The sequence below is a fragment of the Actinomadura sp. 21ATH genome (assembly GCF_041951345.1).
GTDB lineage: Bacteria > Actinomycetota > Actinomycetes > Streptosporangiales > Streptosporangiaceae > Spirillospora.
Genome location: NZ_JBGNUR010000009.1, coordinates 110,529 through 132,121 on the forward strand (window position 1 = coordinate 110,529; position 21,593 = coordinate 132,121).

Below are 21,593 nucleotides of genomic sequence, written 5' to 3' on the forward strand. Positions count from 1 at the left end.
CGGGGATGTCGTACATGGCCACGAACGCCGAGCTTGTCCGGGTCTTCGGGGAGCGCGAGGTCGTCCGGCTCGACCGCGCGGACGCCGAGGCCGGCGGGCTGAGTCCCGCCGACGTCGAGGCGCTCTGCGAGGTGGGGCTCCCGGCGTCGATGGGGTTCTACTTCTCGATGCGGGTGGACGAGCCGGAGGCGTTCACGGTCCTCCCGGTCCAGGCGGAGGGCGAGGACGTCCCGCTGCTGGTGCTGGGCGGGTCGCCCGACGGCGAGCCGCTCCGGTTCTGCCTGGACATGAAGCGCGGGTACGTGCTGCTGCTCGCCCTGGCGGAGGGCGAGGAGTCGACCGCCGAGATCGTCAACCGCACGCTGGACGACTTCGTGGAGTTCCTCTACCGGATCGAGCTCCGGGGGCAGGAGCTCGCGGGCGCCTCGGACGAGGAGGCGCGCGCGTACACCGCGAAGCTCGCCGCCACGCTGGAGGCGCGCGATCCGGAGGCGTTCGGGGAGGAGCGCCTGTGGGGAGGCGTGCTCGGCGCGCTGGCCGAGGCGGGCGCGCCGGTCCTGGGGACCCGCAAGTCGATCCGGCGGGCGCTGGAGGAGCTGCTGCCCGGGGTCGAGCCGCTGGCCTGGGGCACCGGCGCGGCGTTCCTCACCGGGGTGAAGGAGCTGTCCGCGCACCCGGCCGACGGCCACTGGCTCCTGACCACGCACGGCTTCAGCGACCTGGACGGGGAGGCCGACGGCGTCGGGCTGGGCTACGAGCTGACGCTGCGGGTGCCGCGCGGCGCGGAGGAGCAGCCGCCGGGGTGGTCGCTGAAGCTGCTGATGGAGCTGGGCGAGTACGTCTTCTCCGACAAGCGCTCCTTCGCCGACGGGCACCGGATGGACATCATCAACCCGATCGGCGGCGAGGGGCGGCTCACCGCGCTGGCGTTCGTCGAGGACCCGCGCCTGGGCACGATCGAGACCCCGCACGGCCCGCTCACGTTCCTGGCCGCGGTCGGGATCAGCGCCGAGGAGCTGGCGGAGGCGAAGGCGTCCGGCACGCACGGCGTCGTCGCCTCCGTCTGCGCACCGGACGGCCTGCCCGTCACCGACATCGCCCGCTGAGGTTCAGCAGGCGGCCCTGCCCCGGCGCGGCAGCCCGGCGATCAGGGCCGCGCCGACCGTCAGGTGCAGGCCGGCGAGGGCCGCCGCGTTCCCGGCGCCGACCGCCCCGCCGAGCGGGCCCGCCAGCGACAGGACCAGGACGGCGCCCGCGATGACCGTCCAGATGAGGCGGGCGCGGTCGGCGACCCGCTCCAACAGCGCGAGCAGTCCCCACGCGGCGAGGCCGGCGGCCAGGCTCCCCGCCGCCACCATGGCGGCGCCGACGGGGCGCTCCGAGCCGCCGGTCCGGGCGACCAGGTCGGCCCCGGCCACCAGGTCGAGCAGCGCCCAGTGGGCGAGGGCCGCCGCGGTCGCGATGAGCACGGTCAGGAACCTTCGGGGGGTGCAGGAGGCCACGGTCGTGTCCTTTCTCGATGGACGGCCGGAACGGGCGCCCCGGCCATCCCAGAGTCGCCGCCACGGCGCGGCGGCCGCATCGGGCGCGGGACGGCGGCCGCACCGACCGGGGACGGGCCGATCACCGACTTAAGTAGGGGGCCGGCGGGTCCCGCCGCTGGTTAGCCTCGGGCCGTGAGCATCGAGGAGCCGTGCGAGGAGGCCCGCGGCGGAGCCGTGCCCCTGGGAGTGGCGATCGCCGCGGTCGCCGTCCTGACCGCCTGCGCCGTCTGGGGCCGGTACGCGGCGGACCCGGGCGCCGGGCCGCCGTGGCTCGACATCGCCGCGGGCGCGGTGTGCTGCGCGCTGCTCCCCGCCCTGGCCAGGTGGCCGGTGCGGGGCGCACTGGTGCTCACGGCGCTCGCGGTGCTGTCGCCCGCGGCGACGCCGCCGGCCACGATGGCCGTGCTGCTGGTCGCGCAGCGGCGCCCGTTCCGCGTCGCGGCCGCGGTCGCGGTGGCGGGCGTCGCCGCCCATGCCGCGCAGGGCGCGTGGCGTCCCAACGGCGGCATCTCGTTCGGCTGGTGGCTGGCCCTGATCACCGTCGCGTACGGGGCGCTGGTCGGGTGGGGCGTCCTGGTGCGGGTGCGCCGCGCCCTCGTCGACTCGCTGCGGGAGCGCGCCCTGCGCGCCGAGGCCGAGCAGGGCCGGCGGGTCGCCGAGGCGCGGATGGCCGAGCGCACCCGCATCGCGCGGGAGATGCACGACGTCCTCGCCCACCGGCTGTCGCTCCTGGCCACCTACGCGGGGGCGCTCGAATACCGTCCGGACGCCCCGCCCGAGCAGCTCGCCCGCGCCGCCGGGGTGGTCCGCGAGGGCGTCCACCAGGCCCTCGACGAGCTCCGGGACGTGATCGGCGTGCTGCGGGACCCGGAGAACACCGCCGGCGACGACGACGGCGAGCGGCCGCAGCCCGTGCTGGCCGACCTGCCCGCCCTGGTCGAGGAGACGCGCGGCGCCGGCTGGCCGGTCCGGCTCCGCGACGAGGTCGCCGACCCGGCCGCGCTGCCCGTCACGACCGGGCGGACCGCGTACCGCGTCGTGCAGGAGGGCCTCACCAACGCCCGCAAGCACGCCGCCGGGCTGCCGGTCGAGGTGACGGTGGCGGGCGCGCCCGGCGATCGGCTGGAGATCGACATCCGCAACCCGCTCCCCGCGGACCTCGCCGCCGGGCCCGCCGTCCCCGGTACGGGCACGGGCCTGGTCGGCCTCACCGAACGGGTGCGGCTGGCCGGCGGGCGGCTGGACCACCAGGCCGCCGGCGGCGAGTTCCGGCTGCGCGCCTGGCTACCATGGTCCGCGTGAGCGACGGGCTGCGGGTGCTCATCGTGGACGACGACCCCCTGGTCCGCGCCGGCCTCGCCATGATGATCGACGGGGCGCACGGCATCTCGGTCGTCGGCGAGGCGTCCGACGGCGCCGAGGTCCCGGCCGCCGTGGCGGCGCACTCCCCGCACGTCGTCCTCATGGACCTGCGGATGCCGCGGGTGGACGGCATCGCCGCGACCCGCGAGCTGCGGCGGCACCGCGACGCGCCCGAGGTGGTCGTGCTGACCACGTTCGACAGCGACGAGAACATCCTGTTCGCCCTGCGCGCGGGCGCCGGCGGCTTCCTGCTCAAGGACACGCCGCCCGCGGAGATCGTGGACGCCGTCCGCCGGATCGCCGCCGGCGAGCCGATCCTGTCGCCGCGGATCACGCGCCGACTGATGGAGCGCGCCGCCACGCAGGCGGGCGCGTACGAGCGGGCCCGCGCCGCGCTGGCGTCCCTCAGCCCCCGGGAGAACGAGGTCGTCCTCGCCGTCGGCCAGGGCCACGCGAACGCGCGGATCGCCGCGGACCTCTACATGACCGTCGCGACGGTCAAGGCGCACGTCTCCAGCATCCTCACCAAGCTCGACCTGGACAACCGGACCCAGATCGCCCTGCTGGCCCACGACGCCGGCCTGGTCTGACCGCGCGGCGGCCGGCCGGGGTTCAGCGGGCGGGTTCGAGCTCGCGCTTCCCGGCGTCCTCGGGCGCCTGGACGGCCGGGCGCTTCCGGCCGGGGAACCACCAATTGGCGTGGCCGAGGAGGCTCATCAGGGCCGGGACGAGCACGAGCCGGACGATCGTGGCGTCCACCGCGACGGCGACCGCCAGCCCCAGCGCCATCATCTTGATCGTCGGGTCGGGCTGCGGGACGAAGCTGGCGAAGACGAAGATCATGATGAGCGCGGCCGAGGTGATGAGGCGGGCGGTGGCGGCGATGCCGGTGACGACGCTCTCGTGCGGGTCGCCGGTGCGCTCGTACTCCTCGCGGATCCGGGAGAGCAGGAAGACCTCGTAGTCCATCGACAGCCCGAAGATCAGGGCGAACATGAACAGCGGCACGAACGACATGATCGGGATCGCCTGGTCGACCCCCAGCAACTGGACTCCCCACCCCCACTGGAACACGGCCGTGACCACACCGAACGAGGCGCCGATCGACAGCAGGTTCATCAGCGCGGCCTTGACCGGGACGAGGATCGACCGGAACGCGATCACGAGCAGGATCAGCGCGACCCCGACCACGGCGATCACCACGGTGAGCATCCGGTCGCCGACCGTGTCGGCCAGGTCGATGATCGCCGGGTTCTCGCCGCCGAGGTAGAGCGTCGTGCCCGGATGGGCCTTCTTGACGGCGGGCAGCTCGGCGCCGCGCAGCCGGTGGACCAGGTCGGTCGTCGCCTCGTCGTGCGGAGCGCCCGCCGGGATGACCTGGAGGGTGACGGTCGTCCCGGTGACGACCGGCTCGGCGGCGAACGCGACGCCCGGCACCTCGGCGAGGCGGCGCCTGAGCTCCTGCGCCAGCAGGATCGCGTCCCGGTCCGGCTTCTTGGTGAGGTCCGGGGCGCCCTTGACGGGGGACGAGCCGTCCCGCCGCGGCTCCGGGGACGGCGACGGGGACGCGCCGCCGCCGGACGGGCCGGTGAGGCCGGTCAGCCCCGACAGCCCGGACGAGCCGCCCTCCTCCTTCTCCTTCTCCTCTTCGGTCTCCCACTTGGGCGCTTCGCGGCGCTCCGCCTCGCCCGGCACCTTCCCGACGACGACGAACGGGCTGTAGTGCCCGGCGCCGAACTCCTTCGCGACGACGTCGTACGCCTGCCGCGACGACATCTGCGGCGAGGCGATGCTGTCGGCCATCACGCCGAAGCGCAGGCTGAGGGTCGGGATCGCCATCGCCAGCAGGACCAGCGTCGCGATGATCGCGTACGGCCAGGCGCGGCGGTCCACGTGCCGGCCCCAGCGCGTCCACCGCTCGGAGGCGCGGTCGGGACGGACGCGCGGCAGCTTGTAGCGGTCGATGTTCGTTCCGAGGGCGCCGAGGACGGCGGGCAGCAGCGTCAGCGCCGCGACCACCATCAGCCCCACGGCCACCGCGGTCGCGAGCCCGATCCGGCCGATGAACTCGATCCCGGACAGGAACAGCCCGCAGATCGCGAACACGACCGTCCCGCCGGCGAACACGACCGCGTGCCCGGAGTGCGCCATGGCCCGTCCCACGGCGGTCTCCACGTCGTCGCCCGCGGCGAGCTGCTGGCGGTGCCGGGTGACGATGAACAGGGCGTAGTCGATCCCGGCGCCGAGGCCGAGCATCGCGGCGCACATCGGGGCGGTCGGGTGCACCTCGAGGTGCGCGGCCGCGAAGTGGATCAGGGAGTACGCGACCGCGAGCCCGCACAGCGACACCAGGATCGGGATGCCGGCGGCCAGGAACGACCCGAACGCCAGCAGCAGCACCAGCATCGCCAGCATGATCCCGGCGCCCTCCTGCGGGCCGCCCTTGGGCTGGTTGAGGAGCATCGCGGTGATGCCGCCGAACTTCACGTCCAGGCCGGCCATCCTGGCGGGCTCCACCGCCTTGTCGAGCGCGTCCAGGTCGGCCTGGCCGACGTCGCTCATGTCGCCGGTGAAGTGGAGCCGGATCGCGACCGCGTCGTGCGTCTTCATGCCGCCCATGCCCTGGGCGTACGGGTTCTCGGTGAACGCGACGCGGTCGAGTTCGGTGATGTTGCGGATCGACTCGCCGACCGTGAGCGCGATGCGCCAGTCGCCGGGGCTGGCCCGCGGGGTGGAGTGGAACACCACGGTGGCGGTGGGCCCGGCCATGGCGGGGAAGTCCTCGCGCATCGTGTCGATGGCGCGCTGGGTCTCGGTGCCCGGCAGCGTGCTCTGCTGGACGAAGATGCCGCCGCGCGCGAGCCCGAGAACGCCCGTGGCCAGGATCAGGACGGCCCACACCGCGAAGACCGCGCGGCGCCGCCGCACGCAGAGGCGGCCCAGCCGGTCCAGAAATCGCGCCATGCTTCCAGGGCAGCACGTTCCGTAGATTTCTGCAATAGATGCAAAAATGCAGTCGTGGTAAAATGCGTGACATGCATCACGCCGAGGAGCCCGGGCTGCGCGAACGCAAGAAGCGCCGCACCCGCTCGGCGCTGGCCACCGCCGCCCTCCGGCTGTTCGCGGAGCGCGGCTACGAGGAGACGACGATCGCCGACATCGCCGCGGCGGCCGACGTGTCCCCCCGCACGTTCTTCAGCTACTTCCCCAGCAAGGAGGACGTCGTCTTCGCCGAGGTCGACGACCGGCTCGACGAGGTCGCCGAGCGGCTCGCCCGCCGCGAGCCCGGCGAGACACCGCTGGAGACCGTCCGGCAGAGCGTCGTCGACGTGCTGGAGACGCTGGTCTCCGAGCACGGCGCGTACGGCACCGTCCAGGTCCGGCTGATCCTGGAACGCCCCGGGCTCCGGGCCCGCGCCATGCAGCGCCTCACCGAGATCCAGGACGAGATCAGGGCCCGGCTGCACGAGCTGTGCCCCGACATCGGCGAGATCGAGGCGGTCGCGGCCGCCGGCATCGCGGTCGGCGGCATGCAGGCCGTCATCGTCCACTGCCGCGAGCAGGGGTACGACCCGCTGTCCACCCGGACCGCCCTCGACCGCGCGCTGGCGATCGTCGAGCACGGGCTCGGCTCGATCGCCGCCCTGACCGCCCCCGCGCCGCCCGCCGGGGGCCGCTGAACCCGGGTGCCGGTCCGCGGAGGCGCCCGCGGCCCGGCACCCGGCCCGTCGCGGCGGTCAGTCCGAGATCTTGATCCGCAGCCGGCGGAACCCGCGGCCCTTGTTCTCCACCTTCGCCACCGCGATCCGCCCGACCTGCCGGGTCGAGGCGACATGCGTACCGCCGTCGGCCTGCGTGTCCAGCCCGACGATGTCGACGATCCGCACGTCCTCGACCTCCGGCGGCACCAGGTTCGTCGCCGTCCGGACGATGTCGGGGATCGCGAACGCCTCCGCGCGCGGCAGCGTCCGCACGTCGATCCGCCGGTCCGCCTCGATCTCCGCGTTGCAGGCGTCCTCCACGGCCTGCTTGAACCCGGGCGGCACCTCGCGCAGATCGAAGTCCATGCGTGCGGACATCGGCTCCATGTTCCCGCCCGTGACCAGGCATCCGTAGTCGCGGAACACCACGCCGCACAGCAGGTGCAGGCCCGAATGGGTCCGCATCAGCGCCGTCCGGCGGCCGTCCTCCACGGCGCCGCGCACGCTCGTCCCGGCCGGCGGCACCGGATCGCCCTCCGCCGGGATCAGCTCCAGATCGTCGCCTTTGCGCACTCCCACGACACGCGTCTGCACGCCCTGCCACAGAAGAACGCCGTGATCCGGCGGCTGGCCCCCGCCGCCGGGATAAAATGCGGACCTGTCGAGGACGATGCCCTCGGGTCCCGCGTCCAGGACGACCGCGTCCCATTCGCGCAGCGACTGGTCGTCGAGCTCCAGCCGGCCGGTCCGTCCGTGATGGTGGGTGCCGCTGCTCATCCTCGACACGATATGGGTCGCGCGGCGGGCGCGCCGCCCGTTCCGGACTCGCTTCTTGGAGGGCGTACGGCGTGCCCCGACTGCTCTGGGCCGCGTTGGCGGTGGTGCTGGTGGTGTGCGTCGGTGTCGGCGCCGCCCTCCAGCTGGACAGGATCGGCAGGGGTACGCCCGGAACCGGCGCCCCCACCGCCGAACCGGAGAAGCGCGCCCCGGTCGTCTTCGCTCTCGGCGACAGCTACACGGTCGGCATCCGCGGGATCAAGCCGGAGGGCGCGTACGCCGCCGAGACCGCCCGCACCCTCGGCTGGCAGATCGTCGTCGCCGGGCAGGCCCGCACCGGCTTCGCCAACGACGGCGGCACCGGCGAGACGTTCGCCTCGCTGTTCGGGCAGCAGCTCTCCTGGCGGCCCGCCCCCGACATGGTGCTGATCTCCGGCGGCCACAACGACGTCCGGATGCGGCCCGAGGTGATCACCCAGCGGGCCCGCGCGCTGCTGGAGGGCGTCCGGAACCGCTGGCCCCGCACCCAGCTGGTCCTGATGGGCCCGATGTGGGGCGGCGACCCCGGCCCGAAGGCGCTCATGGTCCGGGACGCGCTGCGCGACGTGGCCGCGATCCTGCGGATCCCGTTCATCGACCCGCTCTCCGGAAAGTGGATCACCGGTGACGTCCGGCGCGGCACCGGCAACGCCGCCCGGCTGATCCGCCGCGACGGAACCCACCCCAACCAGGCCGGCAACCGGTACATCGCCCGCCGGCTGGCCGACGACCTGCGGGCCCTCAAGCTCGCCGCGCCCGTACTCGGCGAGACCGACGTCGGCTACAACCCGCCCGACGCGGCGGCCGAGGCTCTGCCGACCGGCTCGTCCACCCGGCGTGCCGCGCGCGAGCGTCCCTGACCCTTACCAGGGGCCGTACGGCCCCGAACCGCCCTGCCCGCCCTGGCCGCCCTTCTTCTTGTACGGCCGCACCGCCGGCTTCACGTCGGCGAGGTAGATCGCGGCCACGATGAACGCGGCGATCGGCAGGAACGAGAGCAGCGGCAGGAACCCGACCGCGCCGCCGAGGCCGACCACGTTCGCGACCACCAGCAGGATGAGCCACAGCTTCTTGGTCTGCTTGTCGGTCGCCGGGAAAGCGCCCTCCGGGACGCCGAGGATGTCGATGAGGGCGATGACCTCGAAGACGAACGCGACGATCGCCAGGAACCAGAAGAAGTAGGAGAGGGCCTCCATCGGTAGTGCTCACCACTCTCGTCGCCGTGGACAGTGCTTCCCCACCCTAATCAACGAAGGAGCCCGGCCGGTCTATCCCGGCCGGGCTCCTTTTCCGTGATCGGCGCTCGCGCCGCGGCGGGGCGGCTCAGCTGTCGCTCTTCTTCGCGGCGGCACCGGTCCTCGCCTGGCCCTGGGCGGGCCCGCGCTGCGGCGCGGCCTTCTTCGGCGCCGGCTTCTCGGTGATCTCGGCGATCTCCTCGGCCTCGCGGTGCACGACCTTCTTGCCGCGCTCGGCCAGCTCGTCGATGAACTCGACGGTCCGGGTGCCGAAGTGCGTCACGTACGCGACCGCGGCGCCGGGCAGGTCCTTGACCTCCAGCCGGCCGACGTTCTCGCGGACCTCGCCGCGGTACCTGTCGACGGTCTCGCGGACCTGCTCGCGGTACCTGTCCAGGTTCCCGCGGAAGTCCTCCTGGTACTTGCCCGCGTTCTCGCGCGCCTTGCCGACCTGCTCGGGCACCTCGCGGAGCTTCTCCACCGCGAGGTCGCCGGCACCGGCGACCGTGTAGACGGCCTTGTTCTCGCGGAGGGTGTTCGCCAACGTCATCCGACCTCTTCCCTTCGTTCTCCCGGCTCCGGGGCTGGGTCCTCCGGAGCCTCCTCGCTCTCGCTTCCGGCGTTCACGCCGTCGGCCTCGTTCTCCTTCAGGAACGACGCGTAGATGTCGAGCAGAACCTGCTTCTGCCGTTCCGTGAGGATCAGGTCGGCCCGGATCGCGGCCTGCGCGTCGGTGTCGGCCTCGCGCTCCTCCAGGATCCCGGCCTGCACGTACAGCGCCTCGGCGGAGATCCGCAGCCCCTTGGCGATCTGCTGCAGTATCTCGGCGCTCGGCTTGCGCAGCCCGCGCTCGATCTGGCTCAGGTACGGGTTGGAGATCCCCGAGACATCGGCGAGCTGGCGCAGCGAGATCTTCGCCCGCGTGCGCTGCTCCCGGATGTACTCCCCGATCGAGCCGACCTTCGAACTTGCCATATCCCCACCCTGCGTCATGGTGCTTGCAATTGCAAGCACCCCAGCTAGCACCCGTCCGTGAGTGTCCTCACACCCATTTTCACAATGGAACGCACCAGCCCGGAGCCCGCCCCGGTGCGTTTCTCAGTCGACCTGGGCGGCCGGGACGGTCCAGGTGTCGCAGGTGGCGAGGTCGCCGCCCTCGTAGCCCTTGACGACCCAGCCGGCGTAGTTCTCGGAGGTGCCGTGGTCGCGCTGGTCGGCGGGCTGGTGGTCGTCGCCGCGGCCGCGGACGTCGGCGAGCAGCGCCACGTACTGCCGGCGGGTCATCGGGAGGGTGCCGCGCTCGGCGCCGAGGAACGCGCCCGCGAGGCACTGGGCCTGGAGTTCGATGCGGCGGCTGGCCTCGGAGCGGGCGGGGGCGTCAGAGCGTTCCATCTGCTGCTGGCCGTACAGCAGGATGCCCGCGCGGTCCTGGACGTGGTGGCCGTACTCGTGGGCGATGACGCGGGCGAAGACGGCGAAGTTGCCGAGCGGCTCGCCGCCGGAGGTCTCCACGATGTGCTGGAGGCCGACGTACATCGTGTTGTTGGCCGGGCAGTAGAAGGCGGAGGAGCCGGGGCTCGGGTACGTGCCGCACGGGCTGCGCCCCGACCCTTCCCAGAAGACGCGGCTCGGCGGGGTGAACGGCATCCGCGCCTTGCCGAACTGGCCCTGCCAGGACCGGTCCAGGCAGTCGCTCAGGACGTCCATGAAGCGGCGCATGGACGCGCCGCCCGGCTCGATGGCGGGCAGGCGGCAGCCGACGGGGGTGAGGGCGCCGGTCGCGTACAGGCGGCTCCGGGTGGCGGTCTCGCGGTCGACCGGCGCGCCGGGGCGGAGGCCGGAACCGGTCCCGCCGGAGTCGCCGAACGCGGCGAAGCCGAGGATCATCACGACGACCAGCCCGGCGAGGCCGCCGAGGATCGCGGCGGCCACGCCGCCGAGGGCGGGGCGGCGCGGCGGCGTGCGGCGGCGGGGTTCGTACCGGTAGACGCTTTCTTGCAGGTCGCGGGGGCGCGGCCGTGCGGGCGCCGGGGAGGGGAGGTGACCTGCCATAGCGAAAAATCATTGCACAGGTGGCAAACGACACGAACCGACCGCGCAGGTCAGCGGGGCGTCCCCTGATCGACACCCGCAGCCGCTACGATTTGCCGCCATGTTGGGTCGCTTGCGGCCAATGGTCGCTTCCCTGGCCATCGCCGCCCTTCTCCCCTCGATCGTTCCCGCTCCCGCGGCGGCCGCCGCCGCACCGGGAGCCGCCGCCGCACCGGAACGGGTGATCAAGGACGAGGTCACGCTGACGGTCGGGCCGGGCGGCGTCGCGCGCGCCCGCGAGACGATCACGTACCAGTTCGGCGGCGGCAAGGGGCTGGAGCGCACCTTCGTCACCCGGCGGCACGACAGCATCACCCACGACCGGGTCACGCCCGTCTCGAACGTCCGCGCGTCCAGCCCGGACGGCGGCCCCACCAAGGTGGCGGTCACCGAGCGGGACACACTGACGGTGGTCGAGGTCACCGGCCCGGCGGCGCTCAACGGGCGGCGCACGGTCGTCCTGGAGTACGACGTGCGCGGCGCGGTGGCGCCGATGGGCGCGGCCGAGGAGCTGCGCTGGACGGCGGTCGGCGGCTGGGACGTCCCGGTCGACGAGGCCCGGGTGACGGTGGACGGCGGCGCGATCATCCGCCATGTCAACTGCTTCACCGGGCCGCTGGACAGCGCCATCGGGTGCACGCAGTTCTTCACCAACCACTCCCGCACGCAGGGCGTCTTCGCGCAGCAGCGGATGCTGTCGGGCGAGCACCTGACCGTGGTGGCGGGGCTGCCGGCCGGGACGACCGGCGGGAAGCCGATCTTCGAGCGGCGGCACACGGTGGCGACCGCGTTCTCGGTGAACGGCGTCACCGGCGCCGCGCTGCTCGGCCTGCTGGTGCTGCTGGTCGGCGGGATCGTGGCGCTGTACATGCTGCGCGGCCGGGACGCCCGGGTGGTCGGGAAGAAGGCCGCGGAGGGCGACCACGCGCCTGTGGCGGGGTCGGAGTTCGAGCCGCCGGACGGGGTGCGGCCCGGCCAGATCGGCACGCTGATCGACGAGCGTGCCGACGTCATCGACGTCACGGCGACGATCGTGGACCTGGCGGTGCGCGGCTACCTGATGATCGAGGAGGAGGACCGGGCGGTCACCGGCCGGCTGGACTGGGCGCTGCGGCGGCTCCAGCGGGACGCGGGCGAGGACCTGCTGAAGTACGAGCGGCTGCTGCTCGACGCCCTGTTCACCGCCCCGGACGGGTCGCCGCGCGGCACGGTGAAGCTGTCGGAGCTGGGCGGGACGTTCGCGACGCGGCTCGACACGGTGCGGTCGGCGATGTACGACGACGTGGTCGAGCAGGGCTGGTTCGCGCGGCGGCCGGACACGGTGCGGTCCCGCTGGACGATCGCCGGGATGGTGCTGACCGGGCTGGGCGTGGCCGGGACGGTCGCGCTGGCGCTGTTCACGGACCTGGCGCTGGTCGGCCTCGCGGTGATCATCGCGGGTGCGGCGCTGGCGTACGGCGGCCAGTTCATGCCGGCCAAGACCGCGCGCGGCGCGACCGTGCTGGCGCACACGATCGGTTTCCGGGCGTTCCTGGAACGGGGCGAGGTGCCCGCGGAGACGGCCGGCGGCGCGGCGCCGCAGCGGATCGCGCTGTTCTCGCGCTTCCTGCCGTACGCGGTGGTGTTCGACGCCGTGCCGAAGTGGGCGCAGACCGTGGAGGACGCGGGCGAGCGGGCCGAGGGCGCCGACAACCTCTACTGGTACGAGGGCCCGGCCGAGTGGGACCTGTCGAAGTTCGCCGAGTCGATGCGCACGTTCACGCTGGCCACGTCGGGGTCGATCTCCCAGTCGCGGGGGCTGTGAGGCGGGCCGCCCGGGTTGAACGGGGCAGGACGGGTAGGGGCCTCGGTAAGGAGGTTCGACCCAAAATGCTCGCTGATGCCTCCCCTGTCGGGGACAACATCCTGCTCATCATCGGACCCATCGTGGTCGCGGTGGCGCTGGCCGTGTGGCTGGGCCTGACCGTGCTCGCGTCCCGCCGGAAGGTGCGCCCGGAGAAGATCCGCGGCGGTTCCGCGCACCGCGGTCCCGTCCAGGGCGGTGTGATCGAGGGCGATCCGGGCCAGCGGACGCGGCGCGACGAGGCGCCCCGCGAGAACTGATCCGGGCCCGGCCGCCGGGCCTGGTCAGGGCAGATCGTAAGATGTCTGACATCTGACGTATCGGTTTCGCCCTGCCCCACAGGAGTACCCCCGTGGCCCTGAGTCCCGTGCCCGGCGGCTCGACCGTCGACGCCGTCCTCGACCAGCTGCAGGCCGAGGTGAGCGGCGGCGGCTGGCGGGTCGGCGACCGCATCCCCGGCGAGCTGGCCCTCGCGGCCCGGCTGGGCGTGAGCCGCCCGGCCGTCCGCGAGGCGATCCGCGCGCTCGCGCACGTCGGCGTCCTGGAGGTCCGCCGCGGGGACGGCACGTACGTGCGCAGCAGCGCCGACCCGCGGCCGCTGCTGCGCCGCGTCGCCCGCGCCACCCTGCGGGACGTGTTCGAGGTGCAGCTCGCCTACGACGTCCAGGCCGCCCGGCTGGCCGCGCGCCGCCGTACGGACGCCGACATCGAGCGGCTCGCGGGCCTGCTCGCCGCCCGGAACGAGGCGACCGGCGCCGAGGCGTTCGGCGAGGCCGACGCCCGCTTCCACCACGGCGTCGCCGAGGCCGCGCGCAACCCCGTCCTGATCGAGGCGCACCGCTACTTCCAGGGCCGGCTGCGCGACTCGATGGCGACCGTACGGCTCGACCAGGAGGTCCCGGAGGCCGGGCCGGCGGCGCACGCGGCCGTGCTGGACGCCATCGTCGCCCGGGACGCCACCGCCGCGGCGCGCGCCGCCGCGGCCGTCGTCGAGCCGACGCTGGCCGTGCTGGAGACCCTCGTGGCGGCCGACGAGGCGGACGGGGAGGCCCGGTGAAGGCGCGGCGGGCGTCCCTCGTCCTGGGGCTGGCGCTGCTGGTCCTGGTCGCGATCAACCTGCGGCCGGCGATCGTGGCGGTCGGGCCGCTGCTGCCGGAGATCCGCGCGGACTTCGGGCTGTCGGGGACGGCGGCGGGCGCGCTGACGACGCTGCCGCTGCTGTTCTTCGGCTCGTACGGGCTGATCGCGCCGTTCCTGCGGCGCGCCCCGCGCGGCGAGACGCTGCTGGTGGCGAGCATGGCGCTGCTGGTGGTGGCGCTGCTGGCGCGGCTGCTGGACGCGCCCGCCGCGCTGTTCGCGGGCTCGCTGGCCGCGGGGATCGCGATCAGCATGGGCAACATCGCGATCCCCGGGATCATCAAGCGCGACCATCCGGACTCGGTCCCGCTGGTCACCTCGATCTACACGGTGGCGATCACCTGCGGCGCCGCCGGATCGCTGTCCGCCGTGATCCCGGCGCAGAACGCGCTGGGCGGCGGCTGGCGGCTGCCGCTGGGGCTGCTGGCGATCCCCGCGGCCATCGCGGCGATCGCCTGGCTGCCGCGGCTGCTGCGCGCCCCGTCCGGTCCGTCCGGCCGGTCCGGCCCGGCCCCGGCCGCCGCCGCGCCCGCCCGGGGTGCCGCGGCGGCGGTGTGGCGGTCCCGGCTGGCCTGGCAGGTGACGCTGTTCATGGGGATCCAGTCGCTGCTGGCGTACGTGACCGTCAGCTGGGTGCCGACGATCTGCCAGGACCGCGGCATGGGCGAGGAGGCCGCCGGGTACCTGGTGGGGCTCAACAGCCTCATGCAGGCGTTCGGTTCGCTGGCGGTGCCGCTCCTGGTACGGCGGATGCGCGACCAGCGGCCGCTGGTGGTCGGCACCGTCGTGGTGACGTTCGCCGGGTTCGCCGGGATCGCGTGGGCGCCGGCCGGGTCGCTGTGGGTGCTGTCGGCGGTCCTCGGCGTCGGCCAGGGGCTCGGGTTCGCGACCGCGCTGTCGTTCATCGGGCTGCGGGCGCACGACGCCCGGGTGGCCGGGCAGCTGTCCGGGATGGCGCAGGGCTGCGGGTACCTGATCGCGGCGGCGGGCCCGCTGGTCCTCGGCGCCCTGCACGACGCCACGGGCGGTTGGAACGTGCCGATCGCCGCGGTGCTGGCCGTCACGGCCGCGCTGGTCCTGCCCGGGCTGGCCGCCGGGCGGGACCGTACCGTCCGGATCCCGGACGCCGCGCCGGCCGGCGCCACCGGCGCCCCCGACTCCCCGATTTCTCAACATTCCGGGAGATAGCGGGTCAACTCCGGGTCAGCCGCCGATTTCCGGGGATGGGACCAGCAGGTCGTCCCCAGTGGCGAACGAAACGGGGTGGATGAGATGGACATGACGCTCACGGCCCAGGCCCCGGTCCTGGCCGACCCGGGCAACATCGGCTCCGGGCTCACGCTGATCTTCGGCCCGATCGTCGTCGCGATCGCCCTGGTGACCTGGCTCACGCTGGTCGGCAAGGCCGCGGCCAAGACCAAGAACGTCGATCCGGACCACCCCGACCAGTCCCCGCACCGCGGCCCGATCGAGGGCGGCCTGTACCGCTACACGCCCGGCATGTACTCGCACAGCTACGCGCCCACCGAGACCGAGTACCTCGACCCGCCGTCCGTGACCGGCTACCCGCCGCTCGCCCAGGAGCGCCCGCAGGAGAGGCAGGGCTCGGACGTCGCCCTCCTGGAACGCGAGACCAGGCGCGGCACCCGCTCGTGGCGCCGCCTCCCCCGCCGCCACCGCCGCTACCCCGAGGGCACGGACCGCTGATCCGCGGGTTGACTCGTGGCGTGTCCCTCTCCGGGAGCGCCGCGAAAGGCGGAACACGCCACGAGTCGACGCAGCGGGGCGGCGGGCGAGCGAGGCGGCGCGTTACGGGGCCTTGAAGACGCCGGGGGCGGGGCGGACGGCGCCTACCTGCCGGTCGCCGCCGTGCACCGGTACGGTCGCCAGCTCGTCCAGCACCGCCGCGTCCGCGCCGTCGACCGTGTGCCCGCCCAGGGCCCGCAGCAGCGCGACCGTCACGGGCGTGCGGGCCCGCATCGCACCGTCGTCGATCTTGACGGCGCCGGCCCGGCCGTCGGCGAGCGCGAACGCGTCCACGCCCTCGGCGCCGCACTTGACCAGCAGCCCCGGCACCGCGTCCATCAGCCGGCGCTCCTCGCGGCCGGTGCCGGACGTCCAGTGCGGGTGGGCGCGCATCGCGTCGGCCACGCGCCGCTCGGCGGTCCCCGGCGCGGCCAGCACCAGGGCCCGGAACGCGCGCGCCACCCCGGTCACCGACACCGCGAACAGCGGCGCGCCGCAGCCGTCCACCCCGGCCGCGACCGGGCGCTCGCCGGTCAGGTCGGCCACGGCGGTGCGCACGGCGGCCTGGAGCGGGTGGTCGGCGTCCAGGTAGCCGTCGGTGGGCCAGCCCGCGGCGACGCAGGTCGCGAGCATGGCGGCGTGCTTGCCTGAGCAGTTCATCCGCAGCCGGGACCGCCCGCCGCCGCCGCGCGCCGCGTCGATCGCGACCGACCGGTCCAGCGGCCACGCCTCCGGGCAGCGCAGCGCCTCGGCCGACAGCCCGGCCCCGGCGAGGATCTTCTCCGCGCCCTCGACGTGGAAGTCCTCGCCCGAGTGGCTGCCGGCGGCCAGCGCCAGCTCCTGCCCGTCCAGCTCCAGGCCGGACCGCAGCATCGCGACCGCCTGCATCGGCTTGTTCGCCGAGCGCGGGAAGATCGGCTCGTCGGGCGCGCCCAGCCGCACGGCGAGCGCGCCGGAGGCGTCCAGCCCCGCCGCCGAGCCGCGGTGCCGCGACTCGACGAAGCCGGACCGCTCCACTTCGACCAGGACAGGGTTGGTCTCCACCATGCCCTCATTCTCTTCATCGGCCGGGAAGGGCCGGTCAGCGGGGCCGTACCCCCAGGAAGGAGCGGGCTTCGGCCGGGGCCATCGGCGGCCGCTGGGCGAGGCCGGCCAGCGCGGCGGCGCGCTCGACCAGCTCGGCGTTGCCGGTGACGGGACGGCCCTTGGCGTACGTGAGCGTGTCCTCCATGCCGACCCGGAGGTGCCCGCCCGCCGACAGCGCCGCGAGCATGACCGGCACGGACGTGCGGCCGACGCCGGTCGCCGACCAGGTGGCGCCGGCCGGCAGCGCCTCGACCGCCGCGACGAGCGTCCGGGCGTCCCCCGGCATCCCGCCCGGGACGCCCATCACCAGGTCGCAGTGGACCCGCCCGCCGTACGGGGCGCCGTGCTTGTCCAGCAGCCGGTTCAGCGCCGCGACCTGGCCGAGGTCGAACAGCTCGAACTCCGGAACGATCTCCAGCTCCTGCGTCCGCCGGTAGAGCTCCACCATGAACGGCCACGGGTTCATGAAGACGTCGTCGCCGAAGTTGACCGTCCCGCAGGTCAGCGAGCATCCGTCCGGCGCGGCGTCCAGGACCCGTAGCCGGTCCTCGTACGGGTCGGTGACCGCGCCGCCGGTGGACAGCTGGACGATGAGGCCGGTCGCCTCCCGCAGCGCGGCGACCGTGTCGCGCAGCCGGGCGAGGTCGAGCGTCGGCCGCGCGTCCCCGTCCCGGATGTGGACGTGGATCACCGCGGCCCCGGCGGCCTCGCACTCCTTGGCCGTGCGTACCAGCTCGTCCAGGGTGACGGGCAGCGCCGGCACGTCGGCCTTGGCGGACTCGGCGCCGGTGGGCGCCACCGTGATGAGCGTCGTTGCTCCCATGCGAGGCAGAATGCATGGTCATGAGGGCCGTAGTCCAGAGGGTGAGCGAGGCGAGCGTGTCCGTCGAGGGGCGCGTCGCGGGGTCGATCGAGGGTCCGGGGCTGCTGGTCCTGGTCGGGGTGACGCACGACGACACGCCCGCGCGGGCGCGGAAGCTCGCGGCCAAGCTGTGGGGGCTGCGGATCCTCCAGGACGAGAGGTCGTGCTCGGACCTGAACGCCCCGCTGCTGGTGATCAGCCAGTTCACGCTGTACGGGGACGCCCGCAAGGGCCGCCGCCCGACGTGGATCGCGGCGGCGCCGGGCCCGGTCGCCGAGCCGCTGGTGGACGCCGTGGTCGCGGAGCTGCGGGCGCTCGGCGCCAAGGTCGAGACCGGCGTCTTCGGGGCCGACATGAAGGTCGCCCTGGTCAACGACGGCCCGATCACCCTCACTCTGGAGATCTAGCCGGGCGCCGCGAGGGGCGTTCTCGAATCGTTTGCCAACGCCTGTTGGCATTCGGTTCCGCTTCGTCTAGCGTGTAGGTCAACAGACGTTGGCCAACAAACGTTGACCTTCTCCGGCTCGATTCTGGAGGACAGACATGACCGCGATGACCGGCAACGGCGCCCGCATCGACGTCCTGGTCGTGGGCGCGGGACCCACCGGGCTCCTGCTGGCGGGCGACCTCGCCGCGGCGGGCCTGGCCGTCACCCTCGTCGAGCGCCGCCCGCACGGGATCAGCAACCTGTCCCGCGCCCTCGTCACCCACGCCCGCACGCTGGAGCAGCTCGACGCCCGCGGCCTCGCCGACGAGATCGTCAAGGGCGGGCACCCGATCGCCGCGCTCCAGCTGTTCCGGTCCGTGCGGCTGGACCCGTCCCGGCTCCCCACCCGCTTCCCCTACGTGCTGTTCACTCCGCAGTACGAGGTCGAGCGCGTCCTGGAACGGCGCGCCCTGGACGCGGGCGTCACCTTCGTCCACGACGCCGAGGTGGTGGGCGTGGAGCAGGACGGCACCGGCGTGACCGTCCGTACCGTCCCGGGCGAGCACGCCGGGCCGGACGCCCGCGCCGCCGAGTACCGGGCGTCCTACGCCGTCGGCGCCGACGGCGTCCACAGCGGCGTCCGGCAGGCGCTCGGGCTGCCGTTCCCCGGCAAGACGCTCCTCAGCTCGGTGATCCTCGCCGACGTGCGGCTGGCGCGGAAGCCGGACCAGGCGTTCACCGTCAACGCGGTCGAGGACGGCTTCTGCCTGCTGACCGAGATGGGCGACGGCTGGTACCGCATCACCGGCTGGAACCGCCGCAACCAGGCCCTCCGTGACAACGAGCCGCTGGAACTGGACGAGGTCGAGGAGCTGCTGCGGATCAACTTCGGCACCGACTTCGGCATCACCGAATGCCGCTGGAAGTCCCGCTTCCACAGCGACGAGCGGCAGTCACCCTCGTACCACGAGGGCCGCGTCTTCCTGGCCGGCGACGCCGCGCACGTCCACTCGCCGGCCGGCGGCATGGGCATGAACACCGGCCTCCAGGACGCCGCCAACCTGAGCTGGAAACTGGTCGCCATACTGCGGGACGGCGCCGACCCCCGCCTGCTGGACACCTACCAGGCCGAACGGCACGCGGTCGGCAGGATCGTCCTGCGGATGAGCGGGACGCTCGTCCGCGTCGGCATCCTGCACTCCGGGCCGGCCAGGCTAGCCCGCACCGCGCTCGGCGCGCTCCTCACCCGCGTCCGGCCCGTCTCCGACCGGGCCGCCGGCATGATCACCGGCATCGGCATCCGGTACCGCGCCGACCGCGGCTCCCACCGCCTCACCGGCCGGCGCGCGCCCGACACCGAACTCCGGGAGGGCCGCCTGTACGAGCTGCTGCGCGGCGGCCGCTTCGTCCTGGTCACGGCCGGCGAGCCGCCCGCCGGCGTCCCGGACCGGATCGCGACCGCCCGCTGGACGAGCGACCGGCGCACGACCGTCCTCGTCCGCCCGGACGGGTACGTCGCCTGGGCCTCCGACGAGCCGGACCCCGCCGGCCTGCGCGCCGCCCTGGCGCGCTGGGCCGGACCTCACACGTAGCCGTAGACCATCCCCACGATCGTCACCAGGGTCCCGGCGGCGGCGAGCAGGATCAGCGCCCGGTCGACCTGCGACAGCCGCCCCCGGGCCTCCGGCGACACCACCACCTGGCCGCTCTCCCGTTCCGCCGGCTCGTCCGGGCCGCGGAGCGGGTTCCTCATCCCGGCCAGCCGCCACAGCCCGTCCACCTTGAGCCGCTGGTGCTCGTCCTCGCAGGCGAACAGCCGTCCCCGCACCGGCTCGCGGCACGAGGAGCCCTTCCGCGTCATCGTCCGGCAGACGGTCGGGACCAGCACGAACTCGTACAGGCACCACACCAGCAGCCCGAGCAGCGCCACCGGCCACGACCGGTAGTACCAGGCCGCCCCGGCCCAGGCCGCGAACAGCGCCCACCACACCAGCGCCGACTCCCGCCGCGGCCGCCGCCGGCGCCGCGCCGTACCGCCCCTCCGCGGGCGGACCGGCCCGCCCGGCGCGTCCCCGCGCGGGGCGCCCCGGTCCGGGTGCGGCTCCTCGTTCCCCGGGCTGGCGACCATTGGGCCGGACCACCTCTCTCACCCGAGCGGGACCATCGTCTACGGGAGACGATTTTGCCCGGGCGCCCGGCCGCTTACGCCCGCTTTGCCGGTTGTCGCCGCAACTCGATCTTGGCGTTGGCGCCGGTGTCCGGGGACACCACCACCTCCTGCGCCGCCGCGACCCCGCCGGCCAGCAGCTCGGCGTCCACCGGCACGTTCCGCTTCACCAGCGCGAGCGCGATCGGCCCCAGCTCGTGGTGCCGCGCCGCCGACCCCACGAACCCCACGGTGCGTCCGCCGGGGATCTCCACCGGGTCGCCGTGCGCGGGGAGCCGGTCGACGCTGCCGTCCAGATGCAGGAACACCAGCCGGCGCGGCGGGCGGCCGAGGTTGTGCACCCGCGCCACCGTCTCCTGGCCCCGGTAGCAGCCCTTCTCCAGGTGCACCGCGACGTCGATCCAGCCCATCTCGTGCGGGATCGACCGGTGGTCGGTGTCCAGCCCGAACCGCGGCACGTGCGCCGCGATCCGCAGCGCCTCGTACGCCCACAGCCCCGCCGGCCGCAGCTCCTCCGCCAGGCCCGGCAGCGCGGAACGCTCGATGATCCGCGCCGCGCCGGCCACGTCCGGGAACACCGGGACCCCGGGGGCCGCCTCCCGCGGCGTCGTGACCACGGCGTACGCGTCGCTCAGGTCCTCGACCTCGACCCGCAGCATGAAGCGCATCCTGTCGAGGAACGCCGCCAGCTCCGGAGCCGTCCCCGGCTCCACGTGCGCCCAGACCGCCTCGCCGTCGTCCACCAGGTGCAGATGGTGCTCCACATGGCCGTTCGGGCTCAGCAGCAGCGCCTGCGTCGCCTCGCCCGGCGCCAGCCGTTCCAGATGCTGGCTCAGCAGGCTGTGCAGCCATTTCAGCCGGTCCGGCCCCGACACCCTCAGCACACCGCGATCGCTCCGGTCGACGAACGCCGTACCGGCCTCGAGCGCGCGCTGTTCCTGCGACGGCTCACCGTAATGAGCGGCGACTTCCTGGTCGGGCGCGTCCGCCGGGACGGCCCCGGGCAACTGCAGCAGCGGGCTCTCCATGAGCCCCACACTATGCGCCGCGGAGGCGATCTACGCCCCGCCGGCCCGGCACTCCTTGCAGCGCCCGTACACGGTCAGATGGTGCACGTCCGTCTCGAACCCGAACGCCGCGTCCAGCCGCTCGGCCAGCCCCGCCGCCAGCTCCGGGTCCACGTCGTTCACCGTCCCGCAGCCGCGGCACACCAGATGGATGTGGTCGGCGTCGGTCGCCAGGTGGTAGTTCGGCGGCCCGTGCCCCAGATGGGCGTGCTTCACCAGCCCGAGCTCCTCCAGGAGCTCCAGCGTGCGGTAGATCGTGGAGATGTTCACGCCCTTGGCGGTGCGCTGCACCTCGGCACAGATCTCCTCGGGAGTCCCGTGCATGAGGTTGGTCACCGCCTCCAGCACCAGCTGGCGCTGCGGCGTGACGCGGTACCCCTTGGCCCGCAGTTCCTCCTGCCACGTCTCGGACATGCCCAGAGTCTATGTGCCCGGACCGGCGGCGGCGGTCCCGGGAAGATCCCCGAAAACCCGCTTGCCCGACCCGCGGGGCCTCGCATAGCGTGCGA

General features: G+C 74.1%; 24 protein-coding genes. 12 read left to right on the top strand and 12 right to left on the bottom strand.

Annotation, left to right across the window (positions count from 1 at the left end):
- The first annotated feature begins 14 nt into the window (after positions 1–14).
- Positions 15–1,106, top strand: coding sequence for a suppressor of fused domain protein (locus tag ACA361_RS25300; protein WP_375015700.1), 1,092 nt, complete (start codon positions 15–17; stop codon positions 1,104–1,106).
- A gap of 3 nt (positions 1,107–1,109) precedes the next feature.
- On the opposite strand, the gene ACA361_RS25305 is transcribed toward ACA361_RS25300, so the two are convergent.
- Complete coding sequence (locus ACA361_RS25305; RefSeq protein WP_375015702.1) at positions 1,110–1,502, bottom strand: DUF6069 family protein; 393 nt, start codon at positions 1,500–1,502, stop codon at positions 1,110–1,112.
- A gap of 174 nt (positions 1,503–1,676) precedes the next feature.
- On the opposite strand from ACA361_RS25305, the gene ACA361_RS25310 reads away from it, so the two are divergent.
- Together ACA361_RS25310 and ACA361_RS25315 are read left to right on the top strand one after the other, a co-directional pair.
- Positions 1,677–2,846, top strand: a complete 1,170-nt coding sequence (locus ACA361_RS25310) for a sensor histidine kinase (RefSeq protein WP_375015703.1) — start codon at positions 1,677–1,679, stop codon at positions 2,844–2,846.
- Positions 2,834–3,496 carry a response regulator gene (locus tag ACA361_RS25315; protein WP_375015704.1) on the top strand — a complete coding sequence of 221 codons (663 nt, stop codon included), beginning with the start codon at positions 2,834–2,836 and terminating at the stop codon, positions 3,494–3,496. Before ACA361_RS25310 ends, ACA361_RS25315 begins: the two co-directional genes overlap by 13 nt.
- Before the next feature lie 22 nt (positions 3,497–3,518).
- Here the strand turns inward: ACA361_RS25315 and ACA361_RS25320 are convergent, their stop codons facing one another.
- Positions 3,519–5,870: an MMPL family transporter gene (locus tag ACA361_RS25320; RefSeq protein WP_375015706.1), complete on the bottom strand. Its 2,352-nt coding sequence runs from the start codon at positions 5,868–5,870 to the stop codon at positions 3,519–3,521.
- Between the two features lie 71 nt (positions 5,871–5,941).
- Between ACA361_RS25320 and ACA361_RS25325 the strand changes: the two genes are divergently transcribed.
- Positions 5,942–6,586: a TetR family transcriptional regulator gene (locus ACA361_RS25325; RefSeq protein ID WP_375015708.1), complete on the top strand. Its 645-nt coding sequence runs from the start codon at positions 5,942–5,944 to the stop codon at positions 6,584–6,586.
- A gap of 57 nt (positions 6,587–6,643) precedes the next feature.
- Here the strand turns inward: ACA361_RS25325 and ACA361_RS25330 are convergent, their stop codons facing one another.
- Entirely contained in the window at positions 6,644–7,384 is a 741-nt protein-coding gene (locus tag ACA361_RS25330) for an alanyl-tRNA editing protein (RefSeq protein ID WP_375015710.1), read from the bottom strand.
- Positions 7,385–7,455: 71 nt separating this feature from the next.
- Here ACA361_RS25330 and ACA361_RS25335 point away from each other — a divergent pair, with 71 nt between their 5' ends.
- On the top strand, positions 7,456–8,283 hold the full coding sequence (locus ACA361_RS25335; RefSeq protein WP_375015712.1) for an SGNH/GDSL hydrolase family protein: 828 nt from the start codon (positions 7,456–7,458) through the stop codon (positions 8,281–8,283).
- A 3-nt stretch (positions 8,284–8,286) separates the two neighbouring features.
- Here the strand turns inward: ACA361_RS25335 and ACA361_RS25340 are convergent, their stop codons facing one another.
- The 4 genes from ACA361_RS25340 to ACA361_RS25355 form a co-directional block, all read right to left on the bottom strand.
- The gene (locus tag ACA361_RS25340) at positions 8,287–8,619 is read right to left on the bottom strand and encodes a DUF2516 family protein (protein ID WP_366617729.1); all 333 of its coding nucleotides are present in this window, start codon (positions 8,617–8,619) and stop codon (positions 8,287–8,289) included.
- 127 nt (positions 8,620–8,746) lie between these two features.
- On the bottom strand, positions 8,747–9,208 hold the full coding sequence (locus ACA361_RS25345) for a hypothetical protein (protein ID WP_375015714.1): 462 nt from the start codon (positions 9,206–9,208) through the stop codon (positions 8,747–8,749).
- Positions 9,205–9,633 carry a helix-turn-helix domain-containing protein gene (locus ACA361_RS25350; protein WP_375015716.1) on the bottom strand — a complete coding sequence of 143 codons (429 nt, stop codon included), beginning with the start codon at positions 9,631–9,633 and terminating at the stop codon, positions 9,205–9,207. The genes ACA361_RS25345 and ACA361_RS25350 overlap by 4 nt, the downstream gene beginning before the upstream one ends.
- 123 nt (positions 9,634–9,756) lie before the next feature.
- Entirely contained in the window at positions 9,757–10,710 is a 954-nt protein-coding gene (locus tag ACA361_RS25355; RefSeq protein WP_375015718.1) for a neutral zinc metallopeptidase, read from the bottom strand.
- A 121-nt stretch (positions 10,711–10,831) separates the two neighbouring features.
- On the opposite strand from ACA361_RS25355, the gene ACA361_RS25360 reads away from it, so the two are divergent.
- From ACA361_RS25360 to ACA361_RS25380, 5 genes are all read left to right on the top strand, one after another.
- A complete protein-coding gene (locus ACA361_RS25360; protein ID WP_375015720.1) occupies positions 10,832–12,553 on the top strand; it encodes a DUF2207 domain-containing protein in 1,722 nt (573 codons plus the stop codon).
- Between the two features lie 65 nt (positions 12,554–12,618).
- The gene (locus ACA361_RS25365) at positions 12,619–12,852 is read left to right on the top strand and encodes a hypothetical protein (protein ID WP_375015721.1); all 234 of its coding nucleotides are present in this window, start codon (positions 12,619–12,621) and stop codon (positions 12,850–12,852) included.
- Positions 12,853–12,944: 92 nt separating this feature from the next.
- Complete coding sequence (locus ACA361_RS25370; RefSeq protein ID WP_375015723.1) at positions 12,945–13,649, top strand: FadR/GntR family transcriptional regulator; 705 nt, start codon at positions 12,945–12,947, stop codon at positions 13,647–13,649.
- Positions 13,646–14,917: a CynX/NimT family MFS transporter gene (locus tag ACA361_RS25375; RefSeq protein WP_375015725.1), complete on the top strand. Its 1,272-nt coding sequence runs from the start codon at positions 13,646–13,648 to the stop codon at positions 14,915–14,917. The genes ACA361_RS25370 and ACA361_RS25375 overlap by 4 nt, the downstream gene beginning before the upstream one ends.
- Before the next feature lie 90 nt (positions 14,918–15,007).
- A complete protein-coding gene (locus ACA361_RS25380; RefSeq protein ID WP_375015727.1) occupies positions 15,008–15,436 on the top strand; it encodes a hypothetical protein in 429 nt (142 codons plus the stop codon).
- A gap of 102 nt (positions 15,437–15,538) precedes the next feature.
- Here the strand turns inward: ACA361_RS25380 and ACA361_RS25385 are convergent, their stop codons facing one another.
- Positions 15,539–16,522, bottom strand: coding sequence for an asparaginase (locus tag ACA361_RS25385; protein WP_375015728.1), 984 nt, complete (start codon positions 16,520–16,522; stop codon positions 15,539–15,541).
- 34 nt (positions 16,523–16,556) lie between these two features.
- Complete coding sequence (locus tag ACA361_RS25390; protein WP_375015730.1) at positions 16,557–17,384, bottom strand: 3-keto-5-aminohexanoate cleavage protein; 828 nt, start codon at positions 17,382–17,384, stop codon at positions 16,557–16,559.
- A 20-nt stretch (positions 17,385–17,404) separates the two neighbouring features.
- Here ACA361_RS25390 and dtd point away from each other — a divergent pair, with 20 nt between their 5' ends.
- Both dtd and ACA361_RS25400 read left to right on the top strand, forming a co-directional pair.
- Positions 17,405–17,830, top strand: a complete 426-nt coding sequence (gene dtd / locus ACA361_RS25395) for a D-aminoacyl-tRNA deacylase (RefSeq protein WP_375015732.1) — start codon at positions 17,405–17,407, stop codon at positions 17,828–17,830.
- A gap of 136 nt (positions 17,831–17,966) precedes the next feature.
- Entirely contained in the window at positions 17,967–19,442 is a 1,476-nt protein-coding gene (locus ACA361_RS25400) for an FAD-dependent monooxygenase (RefSeq protein WP_375015734.1), read from the top strand.
- On the opposite strand, the gene ACA361_RS25405 is transcribed toward ACA361_RS25400, so the two are convergent.
- The 3 genes from ACA361_RS25405 to ACA361_RS25415 all read right to left on the bottom strand — a co-directional run bounded on the left by ACA361_RS25405 (position 19,433) and on the right by ACA361_RS25415 (position 21,498).
- Complete coding sequence (locus ACA361_RS25405; RefSeq protein WP_375015736.1) at positions 19,433–19,978, bottom strand: hypothetical protein; 546 nt, start codon at positions 19,976–19,978, stop codon at positions 19,433–19,435. The genes ACA361_RS25400 and ACA361_RS25405 overlap by 10 nt on opposite strands.
- Before the next feature lie 74 nt (positions 19,979–20,052).
- Entirely contained in the window at positions 20,053–21,045 is a 993-nt protein-coding gene (locus ACA361_RS25410; protein ID WP_375015737.1) for a YgfZ/GcvT domain-containing protein, read from the bottom strand.
- Positions 21,046–21,075: 30 nt separating this feature from the next.
- Positions 21,076–21,498: a Fur family transcriptional regulator gene (locus ACA361_RS25415; RefSeq protein ID WP_375015739.1), complete on the bottom strand. Its 423-nt coding sequence runs from the start codon at positions 21,496–21,498 to the stop codon at positions 21,076–21,078.
- Positions 21,499–21,593 lie beyond the last annotated feature (95 nt).

What these genes read in the sequence shown, in the direction of transcription:
- ACA361_RS25300 (WP_375015700.1), top strand. Translation starts at nt 15, where the DNA reads ATGGCCACGAACGCCGAGCTTGTCCGGGTCTTCGGGGAGCGCGAGGTC.
- ACA361_RS25315 (WP_375015704.1), top strand. Translation starts at nt 2,834, where the DNA reads ATGGTCCGCGTGAGCGACGGGCTGCGGGTGCTCATCGTGGACGACGAC.
- ACA361_RS25320 (WP_375015706.1), bottom strand. Translation starts at nt 5,870, where the DNA reads ATGGCGCGATTTCTGGACCGGCTGGGCCGCCTCTGCGTGCGGCGGCGC.
- ACA361_RS25325 (WP_375015708.1), top strand. Translation starts at nt 5,942, where the DNA reads ATGCATCACGCCGAGGAGCCCGGGCTGCGCGAACGCAAGAAGCGCCGC.
- ACA361_RS25330 (WP_375015710.1), bottom strand. Translation starts at nt 7,384, where the DNA reads ATGAGCAGCGGCACCCACCATCACGGACGGACCGGCCGGCTGGAGCTC.
- ACA361_RS25340 (WP_366617729.1), bottom strand. Translation starts at nt 8,619, where the DNA reads ATGGAGGCCCTCTCCTACTTCTTCTGGTTCCTGGCGATCGTCGCGTTC.
- ACA361_RS25345 (WP_375015714.1), bottom strand. Translation starts at nt 9,208, where the DNA reads ATGACGTTGGCGAACACCCTCCGCGAGAACAAGGCCGTCTACACGGTC.
- ACA361_RS25350 (WP_375015716.1), bottom strand. Translation starts at nt 9,633, where the DNA reads ATGGCAAGTTCGAAGGTCGGCTCGATCGGGGAGTACATCCGGGAGCAG.
- ACA361_RS25355 (WP_375015718.1), bottom strand. Translation starts at nt 10,710, where the DNA reads ATGGCAGGTCACCTCCCCTCCCCGGCGCCCGCACGGCCGCGCCCCCGC.
- ACA361_RS25360 (WP_375015720.1), top strand. Translation starts at nt 10,832, where the DNA reads ATGGTCGCTTCCCTGGCCATCGCCGCCCTTCTCCCCTCGATCGTTCCC.
- ACA361_RS25365 (WP_375015721.1), top strand. Translation starts at nt 12,619, where the DNA reads ATGCTCGCTGATGCCTCCCCTGTCGGGGACAACATCCTGCTCATCATC.
- ACA361_RS25380 (WP_375015727.1), top strand. Translation starts at nt 15,008, where the DNA reads ATGACGCTCACGGCCCAGGCCCCGGTCCTGGCCGACCCGGGCAACATC.
- ACA361_RS25385 (WP_375015728.1), bottom strand. Translation starts at nt 16,522, where the DNA reads ATGGTGGAGACCAACCCTGTCCTGGTCGAAGTGGAGCGGTCCGGCTTC.
- ACA361_RS25390 (WP_375015730.1), bottom strand. Translation starts at nt 17,384, where the DNA reads ATGGGAGCAACGACGCTCATCACGGTGGCGCCCACCGGCGCCGAGTCC.
- dtd (WP_375015732.1), top strand. Translation starts at nt 17,405, where the DNA reads ATGAGGGCCGTAGTCCAGAGGGTGAGCGAGGCGAGCGTGTCCGTCGAG.
- ACA361_RS25400 (WP_375015734.1), top strand. Translation starts at nt 17,967, where the DNA reads ATGACCGCGATGACCGGCAACGGCGCCCGCATCGACGTCCTGGTCGTG.
- ACA361_RS25405 (WP_375015736.1), bottom strand. Translation starts at nt 19,978, where the DNA reads ATGGTCGCCAGCCCGGGGAACGAGGAGCCGCACCCGGACCGGGGCGCC.
- ACA361_RS25410 (WP_375015737.1), bottom strand. Translation starts at nt 21,045, where the DNA reads ATGGAGAGCCCGCTGCTGCAGTTGCCCGGGGCCGTCCCGGCGGACGCG.
- ACA361_RS25415 (WP_375015739.1), bottom strand. Translation starts at nt 21,498, where the DNA reads ATGTCCGAGACGTGGCAGGAGGAACTGCGGGCCAAGGGGTACCGCGTC.